Origin of the sequence: Beggiatoa leptomitoformis, from assembly GCF_001305575.3 — a bacterium.
Classification (GTDB): domain Bacteria; phylum Pseudomonadota; class Gammaproteobacteria; order Beggiatoales; family Beggiatoaceae; genus Beggiatoa; species Beggiatoa leptomitoformis.
Genome location: NZ_CP012373.2, coordinates 3018755 through 3041754 on the forward strand (window position 1 = coordinate 3018755; position 23000 = coordinate 3041754).

Consider the following 23000-nt stretch of genomic DNA (forward strand, 5'->3'; position numbering starts at 1 on the left):
AAAAAATGTAGGATAAAAATAATTCCCTTTTTTTGAAGGGTGGCATACTTTTTATTCTTACTTATTTAACACACCCCAAATAGGGCTAATCACGCATTAAACCGTGCGTCGTTCCCAAGTTCCTTCCAACGTATCTAATATTTTAGACTCTCCCAACACAGCAACACTTGCCCGTTCTGCTTGTAAATATGTCATGGCAACCCGTTGTAAATCATCAATTGTTACTTCCAAAATACGCTGGCGTAACGCTCGACGTTGCTCAGGTATGCGCCCATGTAGTCCTGCCATAAAGGCATTAACGGCTTCTCCTGCGGGCGAACCGGGGCGGTCTATACGTCCAATCACACCTAAAATTGCTTCTTCCAACACGCGCGCATCATGTTTCGATTGTTGTAACCAATCTAATGCACGGTCAAAATCGTGTAGGCTTTCGCTTAAACGCGGATCACGATAAGACAAGAAACGAAACACCCCTTTTTCTCCATCATAAACCGCTGTTCCGCCATACGCGCCACCTTGTTCCCGAATAGCACGGTGAATATAGCCATTACGTAAAAAGTCACCTAATACGATTAATGCGGGTGTATCCCGATGATTTGCCGCAGTAACAGGATACGCTTTCGCGCAAAAATTCACGGTTGTTGAAATTGCCCATGCTTGACGTATTAACCGTTTTACAGGTGCGGGCTGAAATAGGGGATTATTCAGCTTTACCGCTGGAACCGTTTGCCAACAAGTTTCTAATATTTCTGCCAAATGCACTTGTTGTTCAGGTTCACACACAACCAATAATTGACGAGGAGCCGTTAAGAATGCATCACGAATTTGTGTCAATTTCTGACCTAATGCTTTTAGTGCGGTCGAATCGGTCAAACTGTCGTCTAACGCCCGTATTGCTAACAAGCCTTCTAACCCATACCAACGATTAGCAATTGCTGCCGTTGGGCTGATGCCACTATTAGCCACTGCCGACACATACTCATGCCCACGTTCGGTAATGCCGTTATCTTGGTCAGAGCGAATTTGTTCAATCAACTCACGTAATCTACCCAACTCATCAAATCGTACTTTACTTAAGGTATCGCATAATAATTGTGCTGTCGCTTGTTGATTACGTATCAATGATTTAGTTGATAGGACAAACGTACTCCGCACTATTTGCGGGTCGTCCACACTACTGCATATTTTTAAGCGTGTTCCTAACCCGCCACAAATTAAGGCTTGCCACGCCACATTTTCACGATAACCCCGTTCACCACAGCCAACCTCGCTCAAACAATCACAAAACAAGGGGACATATTCCAATAATTCTGATGATAAAGCAGGTAAATCAATGGCGACACTCATATACACCATGCCGTTGGTGCTGCGCGTGTACCATGTTGTTGGGATGTTAGCGATGGCGCGTTGTGTACCTTCAGGAATAAATAAATCGGCAGGGACATCTGCTAGCGTTACTTTTGGCAAAATATCAGGATCGGAACTATTTTCCTGTTTAGTTTTTAATATCTTTGCTTGTTCAATGAGTTGTTGTTTAGCTGTTTCTGTTAGTTGTGCTTTTATCGTCGCTAAACGAGCAATTTCCGCTGATAATTCTTGTGTTGCCAAGGTTGAATCGGGCTGCATTACCAAACGGATACGGTGGGGGTTATCTAAAAGCAAACGGCGCGTTAATTGCGGAATAAACTCGGGATTTTTACAATCCTCACGTAAGGCATTCAATGCTTCATCAATTTCCAAAAAGGCAATCGGATCACCCCCATGTAACAATGGTGAGACGCATTGTAAAAGTAATTGCAAGCCATAAGGCATCCCATCGCCCGACACTTCCCGCTGTGCTAACTCAATTTGATGCAGTACGGATTCAACGAGAGAAGCATCGACACCGTGTTCGGCAACTTCATTTAAAACGTCAAAAATCAAGGCTTCTACCGCTTCCGCTTCTTCAGGATTAGAACCTTCTAAGCCACAAACAAAGCAACTTTCTTTTGCATTTTCATCAAAACCGCATAATGCCGATGGTGATAAACCCAAATCCGTTGTTTCTAAGGCATGGCGCAAGGGTGAAGCACTGTTATCCAATAACACGCCCGCTAATAAATCCGCATTTAGATTTTCCCGCACATCCGTACTATTGTTCAGCAACCACGCTAATAAAATATGGGTTTTATCCTCAGTTTCTTCTTGTTCGCCAATAGGATAATTCAGTGTTATGGCTTGTGGCGCAGTAAATCGCTGTTCATTTGCAACTGATAAATGGGTATCTAACGATTCAAAACGCGACAACGCACAGGTTTCAAAAAAGCCTTGATGACGTTCTGCGGACAAATCCCCATACGTAAAAAAGGCGGCGTTGCTTGGATGATAATGACTCGCATGAAAGGCTTTTAACTGCGCATGGGTTAAATTAGGAATATCTGACGGTTCACCACCTGAATTATAATGATAAGTAGTGGTTGGGTATAAATATTTATTTAAAGCAATCACTAAGCGTTGTACAGGGGAACTCATTGCCCCTTTCATTTCGTTATAAACCACCCCTTTATAAACTAACGGTGAGTTGACATCATCCACTTTTTCAAACTCTAACCGATGCCCTTCTTGCGCAAAATCTAACGGTTCTAATAAGGGAAAAAACACCGCGTCTAAATAAACTTGTAGAAGATTATCAAAGTCTTTATTACTTTGGCTTGCAAAAGGATAGGCTGTCCAATCGCTGCCTGTGAACGCATTCATAAAAGTGTTTAAAGAACGGCGTGTCATCATAAAAAACGGGTCACGCACTGGATAACGTTCACTACCACACAACGTTGTATGCTCTAAAATATGTGCCACACCTGTTGAATCTTCAGGGACGGTTAAAAACGTGACCATAAACACATTATTGCTATCTTCGGCCGCTAAATGGATATGTCGCGCTCCCGTTTTATTGTGGCGATATTCTTCAAACGTGAGATGTAAACTTACAATCGGAGTACGGCGAACTAACGTAAACGCAGGATGAGTCATGCCAATTTCCTAGTAAAAAACTTTGCTTTTAACAATAAAACACAGGTGAATAAATAAGTTACAATGCACATATCCCAACTTAAGCGCATCAATCGGAAAGAAAAAATAATGCAATATACGTCTTTTATCAGTAAAAATGGAAAAATACTTATCATTATATTCGTTTTAATCAGCATTTTTACAGTGAGGATACTGTATAGCAATACACCTTACACAAATCATCCTGATGAAGAAATTGTGTTAGGGATTGTTAATAATATGATTGAAAATAATGAATTTGATACAAACTGGAAACACGCCCCGCTGAGTCCTGCCTTTCAATACGATCAATACAATTTTTCTGCGTATCACTACGCCAGCTATCTCTTTTTCACAGCCATTAAATTTCTAGCAACGACTTTCTCATTTACACTGTCTAACATTGAAATACATCGTTTATTTTCAGCATTATTGGGATTATGGGCGGGCGTTGTGCTTGCGTGGATTGCGTGGAAACAATTGGGAAGTTTTCGGGTAACGTTCATTGTATTACTGCTTTATCTCGTTGCGCCATTGCTAATTCAAGATAGCCATTATGCACGCGCCGAAAGTTTTATGACGTTTCTATCATTATTGGTTCTATCTTTTTCATTACAAGAGAAAAACATTCGTTATACATTAGCAAGCGGTTTCATCATAGGCATACTGACAGCCTGTAAATTTATTATGCTACTCATGCTTGTCTTGCCTATTTTGCAAATATTACGACACGAAAAAACGCTAAAATCTTTTTCCCTTAGTCACTTAATAATCATCGTTTTTGCTTGTCTAATGGGGATTTTTATCGGTATGCCCTATGCGTTTTTTCACATAGAAGCCTATTTGAATGGTGTGCAATACTTACAAAATCAATACGCAACGCCCATTCCGCCGTATGGCGTGATTGAAGGAAAATCAACAGCTTTTGTAATTCTAACTTATTTTTATACAACATTTGGTCTGGCGATTTGGCTAACGGCCGTTATGGGTATTTACAAACTATTTACCACGAAAAATAGCTATTTATTAACCGTATTAATCACCCCTGTTTTACTATTTTTTACCCTCTTTTCTTTGCAACTTGTTTTTTTTGAACGTAGTTTCAGCCACCTTGTCCCATTTGTGCTATTACTCAGCGCAATAGGCACAGACTTTGTTATCAACCTATTACAAGATTACACGCAAAATAAAATACTGATACTGACAGGCACAATCAGCTTGCTGGTTTTACTCCTCTTTATTCCCGCAACAATCACTTATCGCTTGTTATTTATTGAAATGTCGGGTGCTAGAAAACAAGCCATTGCACCATTAGAACAATACTTATTAACTCAGTATGCAACACTCGATAAATTATCTTTGCTTCTCATCGACAGCAACAGCCTACAAACCATTGCACAAGTTATGGCAACTAAACCTATTATTCTGCTAAGGGTAGAAGATTTTTTAGACGATTTCACCGCGAAAAATCTCAAGCAATTACAACGAGATTACACAGTAGAAACGATAGGTAAGGCAGAAAGTAGTTTTCCAGACATTATTAGCTGTAGTTTACACACCTATCACAGTCCAAGAATTCATTACTTATTGGTTTCAAAGCATTAATAGGGTTGTAAAAGCAATACGGATAACATCACTTGAAGCGGTGTTATCCGTATTCAGACAGTCTTTAAAAGGCGTGCTAAACAGACTAAGGATAAATATCATCCTTGTCTAAACTAGAATTTTCAATGCTAGCAGGTATAAAAATGATAGCGTTGATAATTCTGTCAATCCTGAAAATTCCGATTCAGACGCTCTCCCATTAGGAAAGTAACTTATCTTTACAAAAATACGCGGACTTGTTTGGGACGCACAAAAACGGTTTCCCCTTTTTGTAAACAGAGTTGTTCAAATTCGCCCTTGCTCAACTCCGCTTGTAACAGGTTTTCATCGCTGGGTTGGCGCAGTTCTAAATGAATAGATGAACCAACCTTACTAATAGCCGTAATAATCGCTGTTAGCGCGCTATTACTGGGAGAGCGGGTAATCTCCAATTCATGCGGTCGCACATAAGCAATAGCAGCCGCTTGTTCTATATCATGATGTTCATCTAATGGGATACTCGCATCGCCCACATGAACGGTTCCATTTTGCAAACGACCATGAAATAAATTAACGTTACCCAAAAATTGATAAACAAATGGATTGGCAGGATGGTTATAAATTTCATCAGGCGTACCGATTTGTTCTATCTTCCCCTGATTCATTACTACAATGCTATCAGATACTTCCATCGCCTCTTCTTGGTCATGCGTCACAAAAACACTGGTTAAATGGATTTCATCATGTAATTGACGTAACCAACGGCGTAATTCCTTCCTCACGTTGGCATCCAATGCGCCAAAAGGCTCATCAAGCAATAATACTTTAGGTTCAACAGCTAACGCTCGTGCCAGTGCAACCCGTTGGCGTTGTCCACCCGACAATTGGCGAGGATAACGGTCAGCAAGACCTTGTAACTGAACTAGCTTTAACAAGCTCTCTACACGCTTACGAATTTCTACTTTAGACGGGCGAGAATGACGCGGACGCACACGCAAACCAAAGGCAATATTTTCAAATACGGTTAAATGGCGAAATAAAGCATAGTGTTGAAACACAAAACCGACTTGCCGTTCTTGTACGGGTTGGCTGGTTGTATCTTCACCATGAAAATAAATACTGCCTGTGTCAGGTGTTTCTAAGCCTGCGATAATTCGCAATAATGTAGTTTTACCACAACCAGAAGGCCCTAATAAGGCAACTAATTCACCCGTTGGCACTTCTAAATTGATATTTTTTAAGGCATGGTATTGATGAAAGGTTTTTTCGATATTTTGAATGGTAATGCTCATAATTCATTCGCTTTTCAGTTGAAGGCAGCTAGGCTTGGGCTTGGGCAAATTCTTTCTGTACTTGCCATTCCAATAAGGTTTTAAACACTAAAGTGACAATGGCTAATAATGCCAACAATGACGCAACGGCAAACGCAGCAGGTGCGTTATATTCGTTATATAAAATCTCAATATGGAGTGGCATCGTGTTCGTTAAACCGCGAATGTGTCCTGATACCACAGACACCGCGCCAAATTCGCCCATTGCGCGCGCATTACAGAGCAAAACCCCATAGAGCAAACCCCATTTAATATTTGGTAACGTGATATACCAAAAAGTCTGCCAACCATTAGCACCCAGTGATACGGCCGCTTCTTCCTCCTCATCGCCCTGTGCCTGCATCAGTGGGATTAACTCCCGTGCAACAAATGGAAAAGTAACGAAAACAGTTGCCAGCACAATACCCGGAATTGCAAAAATAATTTTGATGTTATGGTCAATTAACCACTCACCAAATAAACCTTGTAGCCCAAAAAGTAAGACATAAATCAAGCCAGAAATAACAGGCGAGATAGAAAAAGGCAAATCTATCAACGTAGTAAGAAAGTTTTTTCCTGTAAACTCAAATTTAGCAATTGCCCATGATGCCATGACACCAAAAACCAAATTTAAAGGCACTGCAATAGCGGTCGTGATTAACGTTAAATAAATTGCGGCTTGTGCATCAGCTTCACTTAATGCACTGATATAGGTGTACCATCCTTTAGCCAAGGCCTCATGAAATACCACAAATAAAGGGAGTAGAATAAAAATAGCGAGAAAAACTAATCCGACCGTTATTAAAGTATAACGAACCCAACGCGGTTCGCTTACCGTCTGTTTTGTTGCAGAATAAGCCATTATGAATGCATCCTAACTATTATGTTGTTGAGTCCAGCCTTGCAACATGTTGATAACAAACAGCAAGACAAATGAAATTAACAACATAACCAACGCGATGGCAGTTGCCCCCGCATAATCATATTGTTCTAATTTAATAATAATCAGTAAGGGCGTGATTTCTGACACCATCGGCATATTCCCCGCGATAAAAATAACTGAACCGTATTCACCCAATGCCCGAGCGAAAGATAGTGCAAATCCTGTTAATAATGCAGGGGTTATGCTAGGTAAAATGACCATCCAAAAGGTCTGCCAACGATTTGCCCCCAAGCTCGCGGCCGCTTCTTCCACGTCCTTTTCCAAATCGGCTAGAATGGGTTGTACTGTCCGCACAACAAACGGTAAACCAATAAAAATCATTGCCATAATAACTCCATTGGGCGTAAACGCAATTTTAATCCCTAATGGTTCAAGATATTGCCCGAGTATTCCATTCGGCGCGTAAATCGCGGTTAATGCAATGCCTGCTACTGCCGTTGGCATGGCAAAAGGCAAGTCGACCAGTGCATCAATCACCCGTCTGCCTAAAAAATCATAACGTACTAATATCCAAGCAACAATAAACCCAAAAAGCGTATTCACCAATGCGGCAAATAGTGCCGAACCGAAGGACAAGCGGTAAGAAGCCATTACACGTTCAGACGTTATCACCGCCCAAAATTCTGCCCAACTCAAGCTAAGGGTTTTAAAAAAAACCAGTGATAAGGGAAACAACACAATTAAGCTAAGATAAAACACGGTATATCCCAAGGTTAGGGAAAACCCCGGCAATACACTATGTTTTTTATAAAACCAAGAACGTGCCGACGGTGCGGCAACCCTGTCAGCATCACGCGGAGCAAGGGCTAAAGGGTTGACAGTGGACACAAAAAAACCTCTACAGTATGGATAAACATTATGAAACCCGTCAGGTTTTAAAAACCTGACAGGCTCGATTTGATGATGTAAACGCTATTTCACTTGATAAATTTGGTCAAAAATACCACCGTCTTTAAAATGGGCCGTTTGGGCTTTTTGCCAGCCACCAAATACGCCGTCAATGGTAAACAATTCAACGGCTGCAAATTTATCCTTATATTGCGCGGCAACGCTTGCAAGACTTGGACGATAAAAATTTTGTGCCGCAATTTGTTGTCCTTGCTCGCTGTATAAAAATTCTAAATAGGCTTGGGCGACTTTTTCCGTTCCCCGTCGTTTCGTTACTTTATCAACCACTGCAACGGGTGGTTCTGCTAAAATACTGATGGAAGGTGTAATAATTTCAAAGTCTTTGGATTCTTTCAGGACTAAGTAAGCTTCGTTTTCCCACGCTAACAACACATCACCAATGCCGCGTTGTGCAAAAGTATTGGTTGCCCCACGTGCGCCCGTGTCTAATACGGGAACATGGCTAAATAATTTAGCAACGAATTCTTTCGCCTTTGTTTCATCATTTCCAAATTTTTTCAGTGCATAACCCCATGCAGCAAGATAATTCCAACGTGCGCCGCCTGATGTTTTTGGATTAGGCGTAATAACCGCAACACCTTCTTTAATTAAATCATCCCAATCTTTAATCCCTTTGGGATTACCTTTACGGACTAAAAAAACAATTGTGGACGTATAAGGACTGCTATTATTAGCAAGTTTTTTCTGCCAATCAGTGGCTAATAAACCTTTTTCTGCAATTACATCAATATCATAAGCCAGTGCGAGCGTAACTACATCCGCCTCTAACCCATCAATAACCCCGCGTGCTTGTTTACCTGACCCGCCATGAGATTGGTTAATTGTCACCTTATCGCCCGTTTTCGCCTCCCAATACTTGGCAAATTGTGGATTAAAGGCTTGATATAACTCACGGGTTGGGTCATAAGATACATTTAATAAGGTAATCTCTGCCGCTAGGCTAGAAAACACCAGCCCAACGCTAAGTAATAAAGAAGAAGCAATCTGTTTCAATAACATCAGTAAATTCCCTATAAGTTATGTAGAAAAACCGAATTGACGCTTACTGTAACGAGAAAAAGTAATAATGAAAAAGAATGGATTGGTATTCATTGATAACGATTCGTTATTGCTAAGAACCTTCACACGAATCTATTCATAATTAAGCGACTACATTTACACGTACCCTGTTTTTTAAATAAAGAAGAAGATAACTCAATTAAGATAATCCCGTAAAATAGACCCCCTGTAACCGTTAAAAAGAAATTGGTTAGACCTATATTTTTACACCGTAGCACACCTATTGAGACTGAATTTAATCGCTTTCTACGCTTTTCTCAGAGATTAAAAGATTTGCATCCTGCTTTATTTCGGTGCGTCATACCACACTAACACACCTAACCATTGCTTAAATCTTCTTTACTAAAGCGTCTAATTAAGAAAACCCGCGCGAAACCTTGTAAAATAGCAATCGTTTTATAAACAGAGATTTTCCACAATGCAACAACAACTTATTTTTGATGCGGATTTAATCAAACGCTACGACAAAGCGGGGCCGCGTTACACCTCCTACCCTACCGCCGTGCAATTTCATACAGGATTTGATGCAACGGCTTATCGTACGGAAGCCTTGCGAAGTCATAACGCCGATACCCCCTTATCTTTATATTTTCACATTCCTTTTTGCGATACCGTCTGTTTTTATTGCGCCTGTAATAAAGTCGTTACCAAAGACCGTAGCCGTGCCGCGCCTTATTTAGCACGGGTTTATCAAGAAATGATGTTACAAAGCCAATTATTTTCCCGTGATAGACAAGTCTCCCAATTACACTGGGGTGGCGGTACACCAACGTTTTTAAGTCATGAAGAAATGCGAACACTCATGGCAAAAACCCGCGAATTTTTCAACTTATGTGATGATGACAGCGGCGAATACTCCATAGAAATTGACCCGCGTGAAGTACAAAACGACACCATCAGCTTATTGCGTGAATTGGGTTTTAACCGCATGAGTTTAGGCGTACAAGACTTTGAACCCACTGTACAACAAGCCGTTAATCGCTTACAAACTGAAGCAGAAACATTTACTGTATTAGACGCAGCACGGCGCGAAGGCTTTAAATCCATTAGCATTGATTTAATTTATGGTTTACCACACCAAACCGTTGACACCTTTGCCCGTACATTAGACAAAATTATTGCCGTACAACCCGACCGTTTATCCGTTTTTAACTACGCACACTTACCCACCCTATTCAAACCACAACGGCGGATTAATACTGAAGAATTACCCAGTCCAGCCGACAAATTGGCGATTTTACAAACAACGATTAATCGCTTAACAGACGCAGGCTATGTTTACATTGGTATGGACCATTTTGCCCGTCCTGATGATGAATTAGCCATTGCGCAACGTAACGGCACGCTCTACCGTAATTTTCAAGGCTATGCAACACAAGCAGATTGCGACCTCATCGGCTTAGGCATTACTTCTATTGGTAAAGTAGGTGATAGTTATAGCCAAAATGTGAAAACCTTAGAAGAATACTACGCCTTGATTGATGCGGGACAATTAGCCGTATTTCGTGGTGTCGCGTTAGAAACAGATGACAAGTTACGCCGAGAAATTATTACACAACTCATGTGTCATTTTTCGCTGAGCATAGCCCTCATAGAAAACGCATTTCAAATTGATTTTCAAGATTATTTCGCGACAGAATGGCAAGCCCTAGCCAGTTTGCAAGCTGACGGCTTAATTGAATATAACGCGGAAAAAATCACCATCCTGCCCGCAGGACGTTTATTAGTTCGCAATATCTGTATGACATTTGACAAATATTTGCGCCTAGCAACAGAACAACGGTTTTCTAAAGTGATTTAAATGACGTTGGAACAAGCACGTGTTTTAATTATTGGCGTGGGTGGTTTGGGTTCGCCTGTCGCGCTCTATCTCGCCTGTAGTGGCGTAGGACATTTACATTTAGTCGATGCGGATACGGTAGAACGCTCTAATTTACAAAGACAAATTATTCATGATACGGCGCATATTGCACAAATGAAGGTTACTTCAGCACGTGACTATTTACAACAACTTGCGCCACAAACGCAAATCACCTGCCATGCCCAACAATTAACAACACCAACCAGTTTAACCCCCTTAATTCAACAAGCGGATATTGTCGTTGACTGTAGCGATAACTTTCCGACCCGTTTTGCTTTAAATACCGCGTGTTTTCAACTCAGTAAGCCACTGGTAAGTGGCTCTGCTATCCAATGGAGTGGACAAGTCGCCGTTTTTGATGCCCGCTATGCTAACAGCCCGTGTTATCACTGTTTATACGAAGAAAGCATCAGCGAAGAAGAAACACAAACCTGTAGCACAACGGGTATTCTCGCGCCCGTTGTCGGGATTATCGGCAGTTTACAAGCCTTGATGGTTTTAAAATTACTACAACAACCCAATGCCCCACAACATGGAAAATTACATATTTTTAACGCCTTAAACAGTCAATGGCGCAGTTTACAATTACATAAAGACCCTGCTTGTGCAGTTTGTCAAACGGGATTGCAAAGATAAGCACGTACAAAAATAGCAAAAACGACAGTAATAGCCCTTGTAATAATAGTGTTGCATATTGAGCTACTCCAAATTATTCAGTTGTTCATGCGTTAAACCTGTGATTTGTGCAATCATCTCTAAGCTCATACCTTGCGCTTTTAAATGTTTAGCAATTTCTAAGTTTCGGCGTTCTACACCCTGTTCCACACCCAGTTGTATTCCCTTTTCAATTCCAACTTTGACACCAACATGAAACTCCTCAGTTTTTTCTTTCAGCATCAACTCTTCTAGCGAATACTCATCTTTCATTCTGGCGCGGTCTTGTGGCGTTAATCCATCAGTTTTAATAAGGTTAAGAACCTTTAGAATCTCACTTTTATGATAAGCCGATTCGTCTATCTGCTCATCTAAACTGTCTTGTATCATCAATAACCATTCACGACATGGTTCGCGAGTTTTATCCGTAATTTGTTTCGGAGAAAGGTACAGAATACGGTGATGAATTCTATTGAGCCGTTGATTGGTTTCTATATCCACAGGGTCAAAGTTAATTTCAGCTATTGCACAATCTTCTTTTGTACCTGAGGTTAAAACCACAATTGTAAATACAGTTAATGCAGGGCTATAACTTTTTGCGTTGCTGATTTGTTCTAGTAATGCAGCACAATGATAATGTAGAAATCTATCGTAATAGTCTTTGTAACGACGGTGTTGAATATCGACGATAACGCGGTTTTTCTTATCTTCTGCATATAAATCAAAGCGTGAATCAACCCCGCCAATTGGGGGGTCAAAAGATTTTTCAGTTTCTACTTTGTCTATTTCTAAGGTAAAACCGAGAAAATCACGCACAAATGCGGTGAAGACTTCAACATCACAAAAGGCTTTTTTAAAGATAACGCCGTAACGTAGGGAGGCAACTTGTTGCATGGTCAGCTACTCCGAATTATTCAGTTGTTCATGCGTTAAACCAGTGATTTGTGCAATCATTTCTAAGCTCATGCCTTGTGCTTTTAAATGTTTAGCAATTGCTAAGTTTTGGCGTTCCACACCCAGTTGTATTCCCTTTTCAATTCCAACTTTGACACCAACATGAAACTCCTCAGTTTTTTCTTTCAGCATCAACTCTTCTAATGAATACTCATCTTTCATTCGTGCACGGTCTTGTGGTGTTAATCCATCGGTTTTAATGAGGTTAAGAACCTTTAGAATCTCACTTTTATGATAAGCCGATTCGTCTATTTGTTCGTCTAAACTGTCTTGTATCATCAATAACCATTCACGACATGGTTCGCGGGTTTTATCCGTAATTTGTTTTGGAGAAAGGTACAGAATACGGTGATGAATTCTATTGAGCCGTTGATTGGTTTCTATATCCACAGGGTCAAAGTTAATTTCAGCGATTGCACAATCTTCTTTTGTACCTGAGGTTAAAACCACAATTGTAAATACGGTTAATGCAGGGCTATAACTTTTTGCATTGCTGATTTGTTCTAGTAGTGCAGCACAATGATAATGTAGAAATCTATCGTAATAGTCTTTGTAACGACGGTGTTGAATATCGACGATAACGCGGTTTTTCTTGTCTTCTGCATATAAATCAAAGCGTGAATCAACCCCGCCAATCGGGGGGTCAAAAGATTTTTCAGTTTCTACTTTGTCTATTTCTAAGGTAAAACCGAGAAAATCACGCACAAATGCGGTGAAGACTTCAACATCACAAAAGGCTTTTTTAAAGATAACGCCATAACGTAGGGAGGCAACTTGTTGCATGGTCAGAACTCTTTGCGAGATGAGAGGCACTATAAGTGCGAATTTATTCGCACCTATCCATAAATTAAGCAATTAAATTCTATTTTCGTAACCGATGTATCCCCAACATCACCCCTACAGCAACGCCCCCCACGATAAGCCCAACAAAAAACTCAGCAATAATCGTAGGTAAAAATTCAAATAAATGATGGATAACCGCAATGTTATGTACAAACATACCGCCACCGACTAATAACATCGCTATCGTACCGATAATTGATAAGGCTTTAATAATACGTGGCATTAGGTTTACCAAGCCCTGCCCCAATACAGCCAGTGTATGATTATTATTCGTCGTTGACTGTTTGATAAGCCAAAAACCGACATCATCCATGCGGACAATTAACGCGACAAAACCATACACGCCAACCGTTGCAATGAGTGCTATTAAAGAAACAACGATGAGTTGCAACGTCAGACTTTTATCCATTACTGACCCTAATGCAATAATGATAATTTCTATCGATAAAATAAAATCGGTGAGAATGGCACTTTGAATTTTTTTCTTTTCTACATCGACAATAGTCGCAGCACTGGATTGCAAGACTTCTACTTTTTCTTCTTCACGAGAATGTGGATGAATCCATTCTAAAATTTTTTCTGTTCCTTCATAACTTAAATAGATGCCACCTATCAGTAAAATAGGTACAATCAGCCAAGGCAAAAACGCACTGAGTAAAAAAGCAAAAGGTAAGATGATAATTTTATTCAGCACAGACCCTTTAGTGATTGCCCATAAAACAGGCAACTCTCGGCTGGCGTGAAAACCTGATGCTTTTTCTGCATTTACGGCTAAATCGTCGCCTAAAACACCCGCCGTTTTTTTAGCCGCCACTTTGGTCATCGCTGCTGTATCGTCTAACAGCATGGCAATATCATCTAAAATCGCAAACAATCCGCTTGCCATCGTGTATTATCCTCATGTGTGTAAAAAGTAACTGTTTTGCTGTTTATCAGATTTAATTTTAAATTACTTCATAATGAAGAACTAACAAACGCAATTACATTGTATCTTACTGAAATTACTAAATGCTAAAATGATGTGCATTAATTTATCATAACATTGTGAAAACCTTTCCTCCCTACTATCTCATCACGCCTGAACCCACAGACCCGACACGCTTTTTTCAGTCTTTATCTCATGTTTTAGCGTCAGGTATTCGCTTGATACAATTTCGTGCAAAATCACTCAGTGATGAAATTTATCAAGATTATGCAAGACAAGTATTAGACTTATGTCAAGAGGCGGGCGTAATCTGCTTATTAAATTGCGCGCCAACCGTTGCACGACAATTAGGCAGTCAGGGCATTCATTTAAATAGTTCACGATTGCATGAACAACAAAAGCCTTTACAAGGATTTACTCAGGTTTCTGCCGCTTGTCATACCATAGCGGATTTACAACAAGCAGCGCGCATTCAAACGGATTTTGTCGTATTAGGTCCAGTCTTAGTTACTGCATCACATCCTGATACATTGCCGATGGGCTGGGCGACATTTACACAATTAATACAACAAACCCACTGCCCTGTGTATGCCCTAGGGGGTTTACAGAAAACCGATTTAACCACAGCACAGCAAGCGGGTGCGGTTGGTATTGCCGCCATTCGTAGCTTGTGGCAATTATAATATTATTTAGGAATAACAATTGAATACTGAAAAAACAGCACAAGTCTCGCATGTAGAAATTTCTGAAGACCATGCAGGACAACGGATTGATAATTTTCTGCTCACCCATTTAAAAGGCGTGCCAAAAAGTCATATTTACCGCATCTTGCGCAGTGGTGAAGTGCGCGTCAATAAAGGGCGGATAAAACCCGATTATCGGCTACAAGCAGGCGATTTATTGCGTTTACCCCCCGTACAAACCGCAACACGAACCGAAGTAACGCCACATCAATCCGTTTTAAAAGCCTTACAAGCCTCTATTTTATATGAAGACGCTAAACTACTAGTCATTAACAAACCATCAGGGCTTGCTGTACATGGCGGGAGCGGGGTGCAATATGGCGTAATTGAAGGACTACGCGCGCTATATCCGCAGGCAAACTTTTTAGAACTCGTGCATCGTTTAGACAGAGAAACATCGGGCTGTTTAATGATAGCCAAAAAATCCAGCGTATTACGTCAATTACATGCGTATTTACGCGATGCGGACATGAATAAGCAATATTTAGCATTAGTACAAGGAAAATGGTCAGCGCGCGTAAAGCAAGTAAACGCACCATTACGGAAAAATATTTTACAATCAGGTGAACGTGTTGTACGGGTTAATGACGATGGCAAACCATCATTAAGTGAATTTCGCATTGTAGAACTGTTTAAACAAGCGACACTCATGCGTGTACATCCTGTTACAGGGCGGACACATCAAATCAGGGTTCATGCAACCCATACAGGACACCCCATCGCAGGCGATGAAAAGTATGGCGATGACAATTTTAATCGTGCATTACGTCAGCAAGGGCTAAACCGTTTATTTTTACACGCGGCAGAATTAACCATTCAATTACCTGAACAAAAACCCTTAACAGTAAAAGCCCCATTACCCGAACCATTAGAAGCCGTTTTAGCACAATTACGCCGTTAATTTATCTAAACACCGATTCAAACAAAAACGGATACATAACCTCTCAGTAAGATAAGACCTCCCCCATTTACGGGGGAACGTTTTAATCCTGACAAGATAATTCAACACGACTATTAATACCTGTCGCGCGTAACGCATTACGCACCAGCGTTCCGCAATAGAGAAATTCCGTATTGATACCAGATAATTCCCCCGTCAACGTTGCGTCAGTGGTTAAATGTGTGAGGGATTTTTGAGAAAATTGAGGTTTCTTGAAATTTTTGAGGGGGTTTGCGGTATACAGTCTTCTGTTTATTTTAAACTTTTTAACAATGTCCGTAACGTAAACGGTAGTAATTCCAAAGCGGCTAATAAATAATCCACCATGACCTCATCCGTCCAAGAGGTGGTTTTATCTTCTCTGCACAAATCATAGAGATATGAAAGTAGTCGATGTTGCAATTCATTGTAACAGCGTAGCATTTTCGGATGATCTAAATCATCTGTTCCTACACGGTAACTACCACGTGCATCAATCGTTAATGCATGAGCGACTCTACTCCAATAACATCGCCGTTGTGCATCGTCCAATGACGCGAGTTGTTTTTTCAGTATTTGAATAGCTTCTTCTTTTGTCACTTTTTCCACCTATAAAACTCAGCTACAAAAATATTGGTATATCTAAATCTGGGAGACCTTACATTACTACATGAGTACACTGCATTATTAACACTTTCTGAAACAGAATAGTAGCTCATTGTTGTATATAACATGAGATATCTAACCCATGATAAGCTCTTTCCGTAAAAAATTGTTGCAGTCCCAAATTTTCTGTTATAGGAAATTCTATCTGAATCTCGCTCTTGATCGTATTTAATACTTTTTCAGCCGTCAGCGTATGATATTGTCCGCGCAACGCTTTTTCATACCAAATTGTTAAATCTTTTTCAGTAATAATACTTTGAATACGTGATTTCCAGCCAATTTGTGTCAGCAGAGAAATGATTATTTTTTGTTCAGCTTCCTTGCATACAATAACAATGCGATCTGCCGTAATAGAGTGCACAATATTTTCAGCCAGTCCTTCATCTAAGGATAAATGCTTAATTTGAATAGCTAAGCCGAAATTAGCCCACATATCAAGTCCCCGATCCGCCGCATTCGTGACACCGACTCGGTAAATTTTTGCTCGTGTTTTGAAAGAAGTGGTTTCAGGCGTTAATTTAATGACACGTTCTGTAAAATCTGCAAACTCTACAAGAATATGATGTTGTTCAGGATTAATACTGACTTCTACCATGAGTTCTAAACTCTCAACTAAGGCAGCGAATAGTGCATATACAATAATTTCGTACACTTTATCAATACTTCTTCTTAAACCCGCGTCATTCCAAAATAAATCTAAGAATTCTGTCAATTGAAAATCTGTGTGATTGTGAATATCGCAGTAAGTTAACGCACTCGAAAGTTGTGAAAATTTATTATTTACACATTGATAAATATAGGCTTCTATTGCGCCTTGGGTTCGACGATTTTCTTGTGCCAACAAGCTTAATATATCAAGTGGTATCGCATTTTCATTAAAAAGGTCATCTTGATAACGTGCTGAAGAAGTGCTGGTTCTACCTAAAAACTGACGACAAATAACATCTCGCCATTTTTTAGAAGGATTTCGGTAGGTTTCTAGCTGCTCAATAACAATGTCTTGATAAACACGATCTCGATATAAAATTTCTGCAATTTGAATGGGCTTATAAAGATGTACTCGGGCTTTTTTAATAAGCTTATCTAAGGCTTCTTTAGCTTTTACAACATCATTTTTCATCACATATTTCCAAATAAGAGTTGTTGATGGCAAGAAGGGAGTTTTTTATGTTGAATCGCATTTAACATTTGGTGTGCAATGGCACTGATGACAGGAACAGCAACACTATTACCTGTTAAACGTCTAAGTGCCGTATAACTGACTACAATTTTAAAATCATCGGGAAATCCTTGTAAACGCAACATTTCTCTGGAAGATGGGCGACGATAACCATTGACCAATAAATAATTGTAAGAACCCCCCGCTCTTAAAGCACATGAGTAGGGTAATACTGAGATATTTCCGCCTTTATTCTCATGCCAGATAGAAGGATAAAATGCGGGCATTTTGAGTTTATCTTGGCGTTTTTGTGCAATATGTTCTGAAGCAAAGAGCTTACTATCGACACAGTCATCATTTTCTAGTATTTCAGCTAACGATTTTCTTTTATGCAGTGGGATGGGGAAATCGAACTGTATATTTTCTTTAAAACCAACGATAAAGATACGTTCTCTTTTTTGAGGCAAACCAAAGTCTAAGGCATTCAATATACTATGATGAATGAAGTAACCCAATGCACGTAACTTTTCTTGAATGATGCGGAATGTATTCCCATTATCATGGGTTTTTAGTTGTTTTACATTTTCGAGTAAGAAAGCATAAGGTTTTTTATTACGTAAGATTGCTTCGATATTAAAAAATAAATTACCGCGAGTATCAGCAAATCCTTGTTTGTTGCCAATAATACTAAAAGGTTGACAGGGAAAACCTGCTAAGAGAATGTCATGCTCAGGAATGTTGTGAGGGTCGATTTGGGTTATATCGCCATGTGGTTGTTCTCCAAAGTTTTCTAAGTACATTTTTTGAGCATCAGGGTCATATTCGGAAGAAAATACATTAATACAACCATATTGTTGAAAACCAAGACGAATCCCGCCTATTCCCGCAAATAAATCTATTGTTTTTAATATATTACTCATTTTTAATTACCCAAAGAGTGAAGGATATTTTCTTAACCCCAGTTCGACGAGATTATTCAATAAAACAAGCGGTAGGATTAAAGATAGCTCAGAAATCTCAGCAGAAGAAAAGAAATTCATGAAGAAGTTATACCCCAAGGAAAATAGGAAATAATAGGGATAGCACATCACATCCACTCCCAACGACATAACGACATAACGACATAACGACATATAATATCGCAAAAATAACCCATTTATTCTGCTTGGTAATGATTTTTACCACTGGTTTTTACTCAATGTTTGTCATAATCGCGCACTAGCCACCATAAAACCCAAGACAAGTGATATAAAATCCGTATAAGGGCGTGTAACGCACCTTATTTACCAATCTTAACAACCCCTAAATTTGCTCAAATAAACCCAAACACCTTTAAAAATATTAAATATAAACAGAGAGCTGTATATTATGAAAACTTTTCTTGACTGGTCAGCGTATGAAAATGCAGGCATGGGCGATGCCTATGCCGATATTCCCAAAACAGGCGGTGATTTTGCCAAAGCGGTTGCCGTTTGCATCAATAGTCGACAATGTGAAAATAAAGAACAAGGCAAAGGCGTGATGTGTCCTAGTTTTCGCGTCAGTGATATTGTTCACAACTCAACAGGTGGGCGTGTGCGATTGCTCAAAGCCGCGCTAAATGGCGAGTTAGGCAACACCCCTTTTACAGACCCTGTATTAGCAGAAGCAATGGATTTATGCGTTGCCTGCAAAGGCTGCAAACGAGAATGTGAAAATGCGGTAGATATGGCAATGATTAAAATAGAATATCTTGCCCAACGTAACGCACTCACAGGGCTTTCATGGCGTACTCGTTTTTTTGCCAGCACACCATTATGGTTACACCGCTATAAATGGTTAAAACCCTTACCCGCATGGCGTAACCGCTGGTCATGGCTGGCACAACTGGGCGAAAAATTCTTAGGCATCAGTGCAAAACGTCGGCTACCTGAACCCGTCACCACGCCCTTTTCACAACCACTCACGGCTGAAACCATCGAGCAGAAAGTTGGCAGTGTGGTGTTATTCGTTGATACATTTACCCGCTATTTTGACCCCAGCGTGATACAAGACGCAGTGCAAGTATTACAAACAGCAAAATACCATGTGATTATTGCCGAACCAAACCACAACACAATTGAACCCGACCGCCCTTTATGTTGTGGTCGCACCTTTATTGCGCATGGCATGGTAGAAGAAGCGAAGGCAGAAGCTGAACGGGTATTAAACGTATTACTACCCCATGCAGAAGCAGGAAGAACCATCATCGGTTTAGAACCCCCCTGTTTATTAGCACTGCGCGATGACTATAAATCGCTCGGTTTAGGAAAAATGGCGGAAAAAGTCGCGCAACACTCCATTTTATTTGAAGAATTTTTAGCCCGTGAATTAACTGCAAAACGGCTGAAATTACCCTTAAAACCGCTGGTAAATCAAATAAAACCCATGTTAATTCAAGGGCATTGTCATCAACATGCTGTGGGTGCAATGAAATCCATGCGGAAAATTTTAAAACTCATTCCCGACTTTCAATTTCAACTATTAGACCCCGCATGTTGTGGCATGGCAGGAAGTTTTGGCTTAGAAGCAGAACATGCCGATGTTGCCTTACAAATGGCAGAACAAGCCCTACTACCCGCATTGCGGGCTAATCCAGACGCACCGATTTTAGCCAATGGGTTCTCCTGTCGTCAGCAAATTTTAGAAAATGGTGGCGGACAAAAACCAATCCATTTAGCAACCTTATTAAGAGAATCATTAGGATAACGGTAACAGTTGGTTTTTTGTAACCCGTTCAGATTTGCCCCTCACCTTTAAGAAAAGGCTTATTGACTTGCTAAACGTAGGCAATAAGCCCCGCAATACCCATACATGTCTTTAGCCTTTGTTTAGCCAAAATTTATCTGATACATTTAAACCCACAAGAATATCTTGCTTATAACTGGCTCATCCGCGAATAAACTCTACAAAAAGCGAATCGTACTGCAATAGAACAATGGGTTAAAGTGGCATTAATGGGTGTAAAATAACATCTGCTAGTTTATTATTTTTAATACTTATTCAACAATTAAAAAAAGGATTCAACATGTCAATTGAATTAATGGCTCTTGCAGGTGTATGGCTTTGGGATAAATACGGCGAAGATGCACTTAAAAGCATTGCCGAAAAAATTGGCGAGAAATCTACAGAAAAATGGAAACAATTTAACTGGAACAGTGCCGCTAAAAAGTATCGAAAAGCCCTAGCAGAAGATTACGGTAAAGTACGTTTATTAGGCACAAATGAAGCAGTTGAGTTAGAAGGAATTTTTACTGATACCTATATTCTGGATAAAGTTTCAGCTTTTCAACGTTTTGATATTACTGAGTTAGAGAAAGAACCTGAAAAGTTAAGCTATCGGGAAAAAGAACGGCAAAATGGTTTTGAATTGATTAAAAAAGATGAGATTAAACGCTGGTTTATTTTAGGTAAACCCGGTGCGGGTAAAACCACTTTTTTAAAATACATCACTTTGCAAGCGGTAAAAGGACAATTAGATAAAATTCCGATATTTATCTCTTTACACCGCTGGGCAAGTGTTGTCCGCAACAGTGCAGATAAAAAATTCAATTTAATGCCCTATTTGGTTCAACAATTTGAATTATGCGACTTTCCTGATGCGCAAGCCTTTATCGAACATTTACTAGAAACGGGCAACGCCCTGTTACTGTTTGACGGGCTAGACGAAGTAAACCAAGCGGATGAAGAACGCGCTCACATGTTGCAAGCCCTGAGCGATTTTAGCCGAGCGCATCGCAACTGCACGGTTTTATTAACTTGCCGTGTTGCCGCTGCCGATTATTCCTTATCTGAACAATTCACTTATTTAGAAGTCGCGGATTTTACAGAGGAACAAATTACCATTTTTGTTAAAAAATGGTTTAAACAGGATGTTGCACGTGGAGAACAATTTTTAGAAGAATTTGCCCGCGATGAACATCGTGGCTTACGAGAACTTGCTCAAGTCCCTATTTTACTGACTTTATTATGTTTAGTTTATGCCCGAAAAATGGAATTTCCTAACCGTCGGGCGGATATTTATGAAGAAGCCATTGATGCCTTGATAGAAACATGGGATAGCAAGCATCGCAATATTAAACGGGATGTGATTTATCAAGGACTTTCTAAACGGCATAAATTTCAATTATTTTCTCGGATTGCAACAGAATCTTTTCAAAATAATCAATATTTTTTTGAGAAACAAAATTTAGTTAAAAAAATAAACGAGTTCCTAAAACAATTACCCAATTGTCAGAATCAAGAGAGTGATGATGGCGAAGCCGTTTTAGAGGCAATTGCTGCACAACATGGGATTTTTGTAGAACGGGCAAAAGATATTTACTCATTTGCTCATTTATCATTTCAAGAGTACTTTACAGCACGGTATGTTTTTGAAAATCAAGCCTATGGCACGATTGAAAATTTAGTCTTACACATTGAAGAAGACCGCTGGCACGAGGTTTTTTTATTAACAGCGAGTTTATTGGACAATGCCGATAGTTTTTTTAAAGCAATGCCAGTGCAAATAAATACGTTGATTGCTGATGAACCTGAGTTGGTAAAGTTAGCGCGTTGGGTGGTTAAAAAATCAGATTCCGTTCAAACAAGCGATAAACTCGCAGCAGTTAGAGGTTTTTATTATTTTCTCGCCCGCGACATCACTCGTGTTCGAGACCATGCCATTGCCCGTGACATCGTCCTTGTTTTCCCCCCTCCCCCTGCTGCCCTAGTCCTAGCCTGCGTTCTCGCTCTCCCAATCGATCTAGCCCTAGCCCGTGACCTCGACATCGACCTCGCTCTTACTCGCGGCCTCGCCTGTGACCGAGTCCACACCCTCACCCTCACCCTCGACATCGACCTCGCTATCGACTTTGCTTTTTTTTATATTATTTTATTAGTGAAAATCTTCAGTCTGTTACCAAAGATAAATCTCCATCAAGAGCATTACACTGATTTTTTTAAATTATTTGATATGCTCATAAAAAAAGTAAAACAAGCTAACTTAGAGGATTTAGCTGAAAAATTAACTGAAATTGCTAAAAAAGATATTCCTAAACAAGAAGCCCTAGCAGAAAACTGGAAAAAACCGCACAAAAAGTTATTAGCCCTCATGCAAGAAACCCGCAATATCGGGCATCAATGGCAGTTAAATACTAAACAAGCAGAAAAGCTAGAAAAATACCTACAAGCCCATTTATTACTGATTAAGTGCCTTTCCCTCGCCACCGTCACCAACCGCACCGCGATTGAAAATGGTTTGTTACTGCCACCAGATGAAATTAACCTCAAACAGTAGTCTTTATAGGGTTTGTTCTTAATAAGTTGTTTTACAACTAAAATATTATTGTGCTTAAGTTAATGGCTTAACTTTAAGGCAAAGATAAACAGTAAATTTAATTTCTACTATTTGGGAAATAAGGAAGGGATTAGAACAAGTGAGAATC

General features: G+C 39.9%; 18 protein-coding genes. 7 read left to right on the forward strand and 11 right to left on the reverse strand.

Features of this window, described 5'->3' with window-relative positions; translation table 11 throughout:
- Window positions 1–96 precede the first annotated feature (96 nt).
- The gene (locus tag AL038_RS12685) at window positions 97–3009 is read right to left on the reverse strand and encodes an insulinase family protein (RefSeq protein WP_062153354.1); all 2913 of its coding nucleotides are present in this window, start codon (window positions 3007–3009) and stop codon (window positions 97–99) included.
- A gap of 108 nt (window positions 3010–3117) precedes the next feature.
- On the opposite strand from AL038_RS12685, the gene AL038_RS12690 reads away from it, so the two are divergent.
- Complete coding sequence (locus AL038_RS12690; RefSeq protein ID WP_062153356.1) at window positions 3118–4632, forward strand: hypothetical protein; 1515 nt, start codon at window positions 3118–3120, stop codon at window positions 4630–4632.
- A gap of 218 nt (window positions 4633–4850) precedes the next feature.
- Here AL038_RS12690 and AL038_RS12695 read toward each other — a convergent pair whose 3' ends face one another.
- The 4 genes from AL038_RS12695 to AL038_RS12710 form a co-directional block, all read right to left on the reverse strand.
- Window positions 4851–5903 carry a sulfate/molybdate ABC transporter ATP-binding protein gene (locus AL038_RS12695; RefSeq protein ID WP_062153358.1) on the reverse strand — a complete coding sequence of 351 codons (1053 nt, stop codon included), beginning with the start codon at window positions 5901–5903 and terminating at the stop codon, window positions 4851–4853.
- Between the two features lie 28 nt (window positions 5904–5931).
- Window positions 5932–6783 carry a sulfate ABC transporter permease subunit CysW gene (gene cysW, locus AL038_RS12700; RefSeq protein WP_062153359.1) on the reverse strand — a complete coding sequence of 284 codons (852 nt, stop codon included), beginning with the start codon at window positions 6781–6783 and terminating at the stop codon, window positions 5932–5934.
- Between the two features lie 12 nt (window positions 6784–6795).
- Window positions 6796–7692, reverse strand: coding sequence for a sulfate ABC transporter permease subunit CysT (gene cysT, locus AL038_RS12705; protein ID WP_062153361.1), 897 nt, complete (start codon window positions 7690–7692; stop codon window positions 6796–6798).
- 84 nt (window positions 7693–7776) lie between these two features.
- Complete coding sequence (locus tag AL038_RS12710) at window positions 7777–8772, reverse strand: sulfate ABC transporter substrate-binding protein (RefSeq protein WP_062153363.1); 996 nt, start codon at window positions 8770–8772, stop codon at window positions 7777–7779.
- A 478-nt stretch (window positions 8773–9250) separates the two neighbouring features.
- On the opposite strand from AL038_RS12710, the gene hemN reads away from it, so the two are divergent.
- Together hemN and AL038_RS12720 are read left to right on the forward strand one after the other, a co-directional pair.
- Window positions 9251–10633, forward strand: a complete 1383-nt coding sequence (gene hemN, locus AL038_RS12715; protein ID WP_062153365.1) for an oxygen-independent coproporphyrinogen III oxidase — start codon at window positions 9251–9253, stop codon at window positions 10631–10633.
- Window positions 10634–11329, forward strand: coding sequence for a HesA/MoeB/ThiF family protein (locus AL038_RS12720; RefSeq protein WP_062153367.1), 696 nt, complete (start codon window positions 10634–10636; stop codon window positions 11327–11329).
- Window positions 11330–11392: 63 nt separating this feature from the next.
- On the opposite strand, the gene AL038_RS12725 is transcribed toward AL038_RS12720, so the two are convergent.
- The 3 genes from AL038_RS12725 to AL038_RS12735 all read right to left on the reverse strand — a co-directional run bounded on the left by AL038_RS12725 (window position 11393) and on the right by AL038_RS12735 (window position 14030).
- On the reverse strand, window positions 11393–12241 hold the full coding sequence (locus tag AL038_RS12725; protein ID WP_062153369.1) for an Rpn family recombination-promoting nuclease/putative transposase: 849 nt from the start codon (window positions 12239–12241) through the stop codon (window positions 11393–11395).
- A gap of 6 nt (window positions 12242–12247) precedes the next feature.
- Window positions 12248–13084: an Rpn family recombination-promoting nuclease/putative transposase gene (locus AL038_RS12730; RefSeq protein WP_062153371.1), complete on the reverse strand. Its 837-nt coding sequence runs from the start codon at window positions 13082–13084 to the stop codon at window positions 12248–12250.
- A 79-nt stretch (window positions 13085–13163) separates the two neighbouring features.
- Entirely contained in the window at window positions 13164–14030 is an 867-nt protein-coding gene (locus AL038_RS12735; RefSeq protein WP_062153373.1) for a DUF808 domain-containing protein, read from the reverse strand.
- 158 nt (window positions 14031–14188) lie between these two features.
- Between AL038_RS12735 and AL038_RS12740 the strand changes: the two genes are divergently transcribed.
- Together AL038_RS12740 and rluC are read left to right on the forward strand one after the other, a co-directional pair.
- Window positions 14189–14752 carry a thiamine phosphate synthase gene (locus AL038_RS12740; protein WP_062153375.1) on the forward strand — a complete coding sequence of 188 codons (564 nt, stop codon included), beginning with the start codon at window positions 14189–14191 and terminating at the stop codon, window positions 14750–14752.
- 19 nt (window positions 14753–14771) lie between these two features.
- Complete coding sequence (gene rluC / locus AL038_RS12745; RefSeq protein ID WP_062153377.1) at window positions 14772–15713, forward strand: 23S rRNA pseudouridine(955/2504/2580) synthase RluC; 942 nt, start codon at window positions 14772–14774, stop codon at window positions 15711–15713.
- Between the two features lie 291 nt (window positions 15714–16004).
- Here rluC and AL038_RS12750 read toward each other — a convergent pair whose 3' ends face one another.
- From AL038_RS12750 to dcm, 3 genes are all read right to left on the reverse strand, one after another.
- Window positions 16005–16331, reverse strand: coding sequence for a hypothetical protein (locus tag AL038_RS12750; RefSeq protein ID WP_062153379.1), 327 nt, complete (start codon window positions 16329–16331; stop codon window positions 16005–16007).
- 115 nt (window positions 16332–16446) lie between these two features.
- Window positions 16447–17517, reverse strand: a complete 1071-nt coding sequence (locus AL038_RS12755; protein WP_062153381.1) for a HaeII family restriction endonuclease — start codon at window positions 17515–17517, stop codon at window positions 16447–16449.
- The gene (gene dcm / locus AL038_RS12760) at window positions 17517–18476 is read right to left on the reverse strand and encodes a DNA (cytosine-5-)-methyltransferase (protein ID WP_062153383.1); all 960 of its coding nucleotides are present in this window, start codon (window positions 18474–18476) and stop codon (window positions 17517–17519) included. Before dcm ends, AL038_RS12755 begins: the two co-directional genes overlap by 1 nt.
- A gap of 448 nt (window positions 18477–18924) precedes the next feature.
- Between dcm and AL038_RS12765 the strand changes: the two genes are divergently transcribed.
- Complete coding sequence (locus AL038_RS12765) at window positions 18925–20283, forward strand: (Fe-S)-binding protein (RefSeq protein ID WP_062153385.1); 1359 nt, start codon at window positions 18925–18927, stop codon at window positions 20281–20283.
- Between the two features lie 319 nt (window positions 20284–20602).
- Entirely contained in the window at window positions 20603–22852 is a 2250-nt protein-coding gene (locus AL038_RS12770; RefSeq protein WP_062153386.1) for an NACHT domain-containing protein, read from the forward strand.
- Window positions 22853–23000 lie beyond the last annotated feature (148 nt).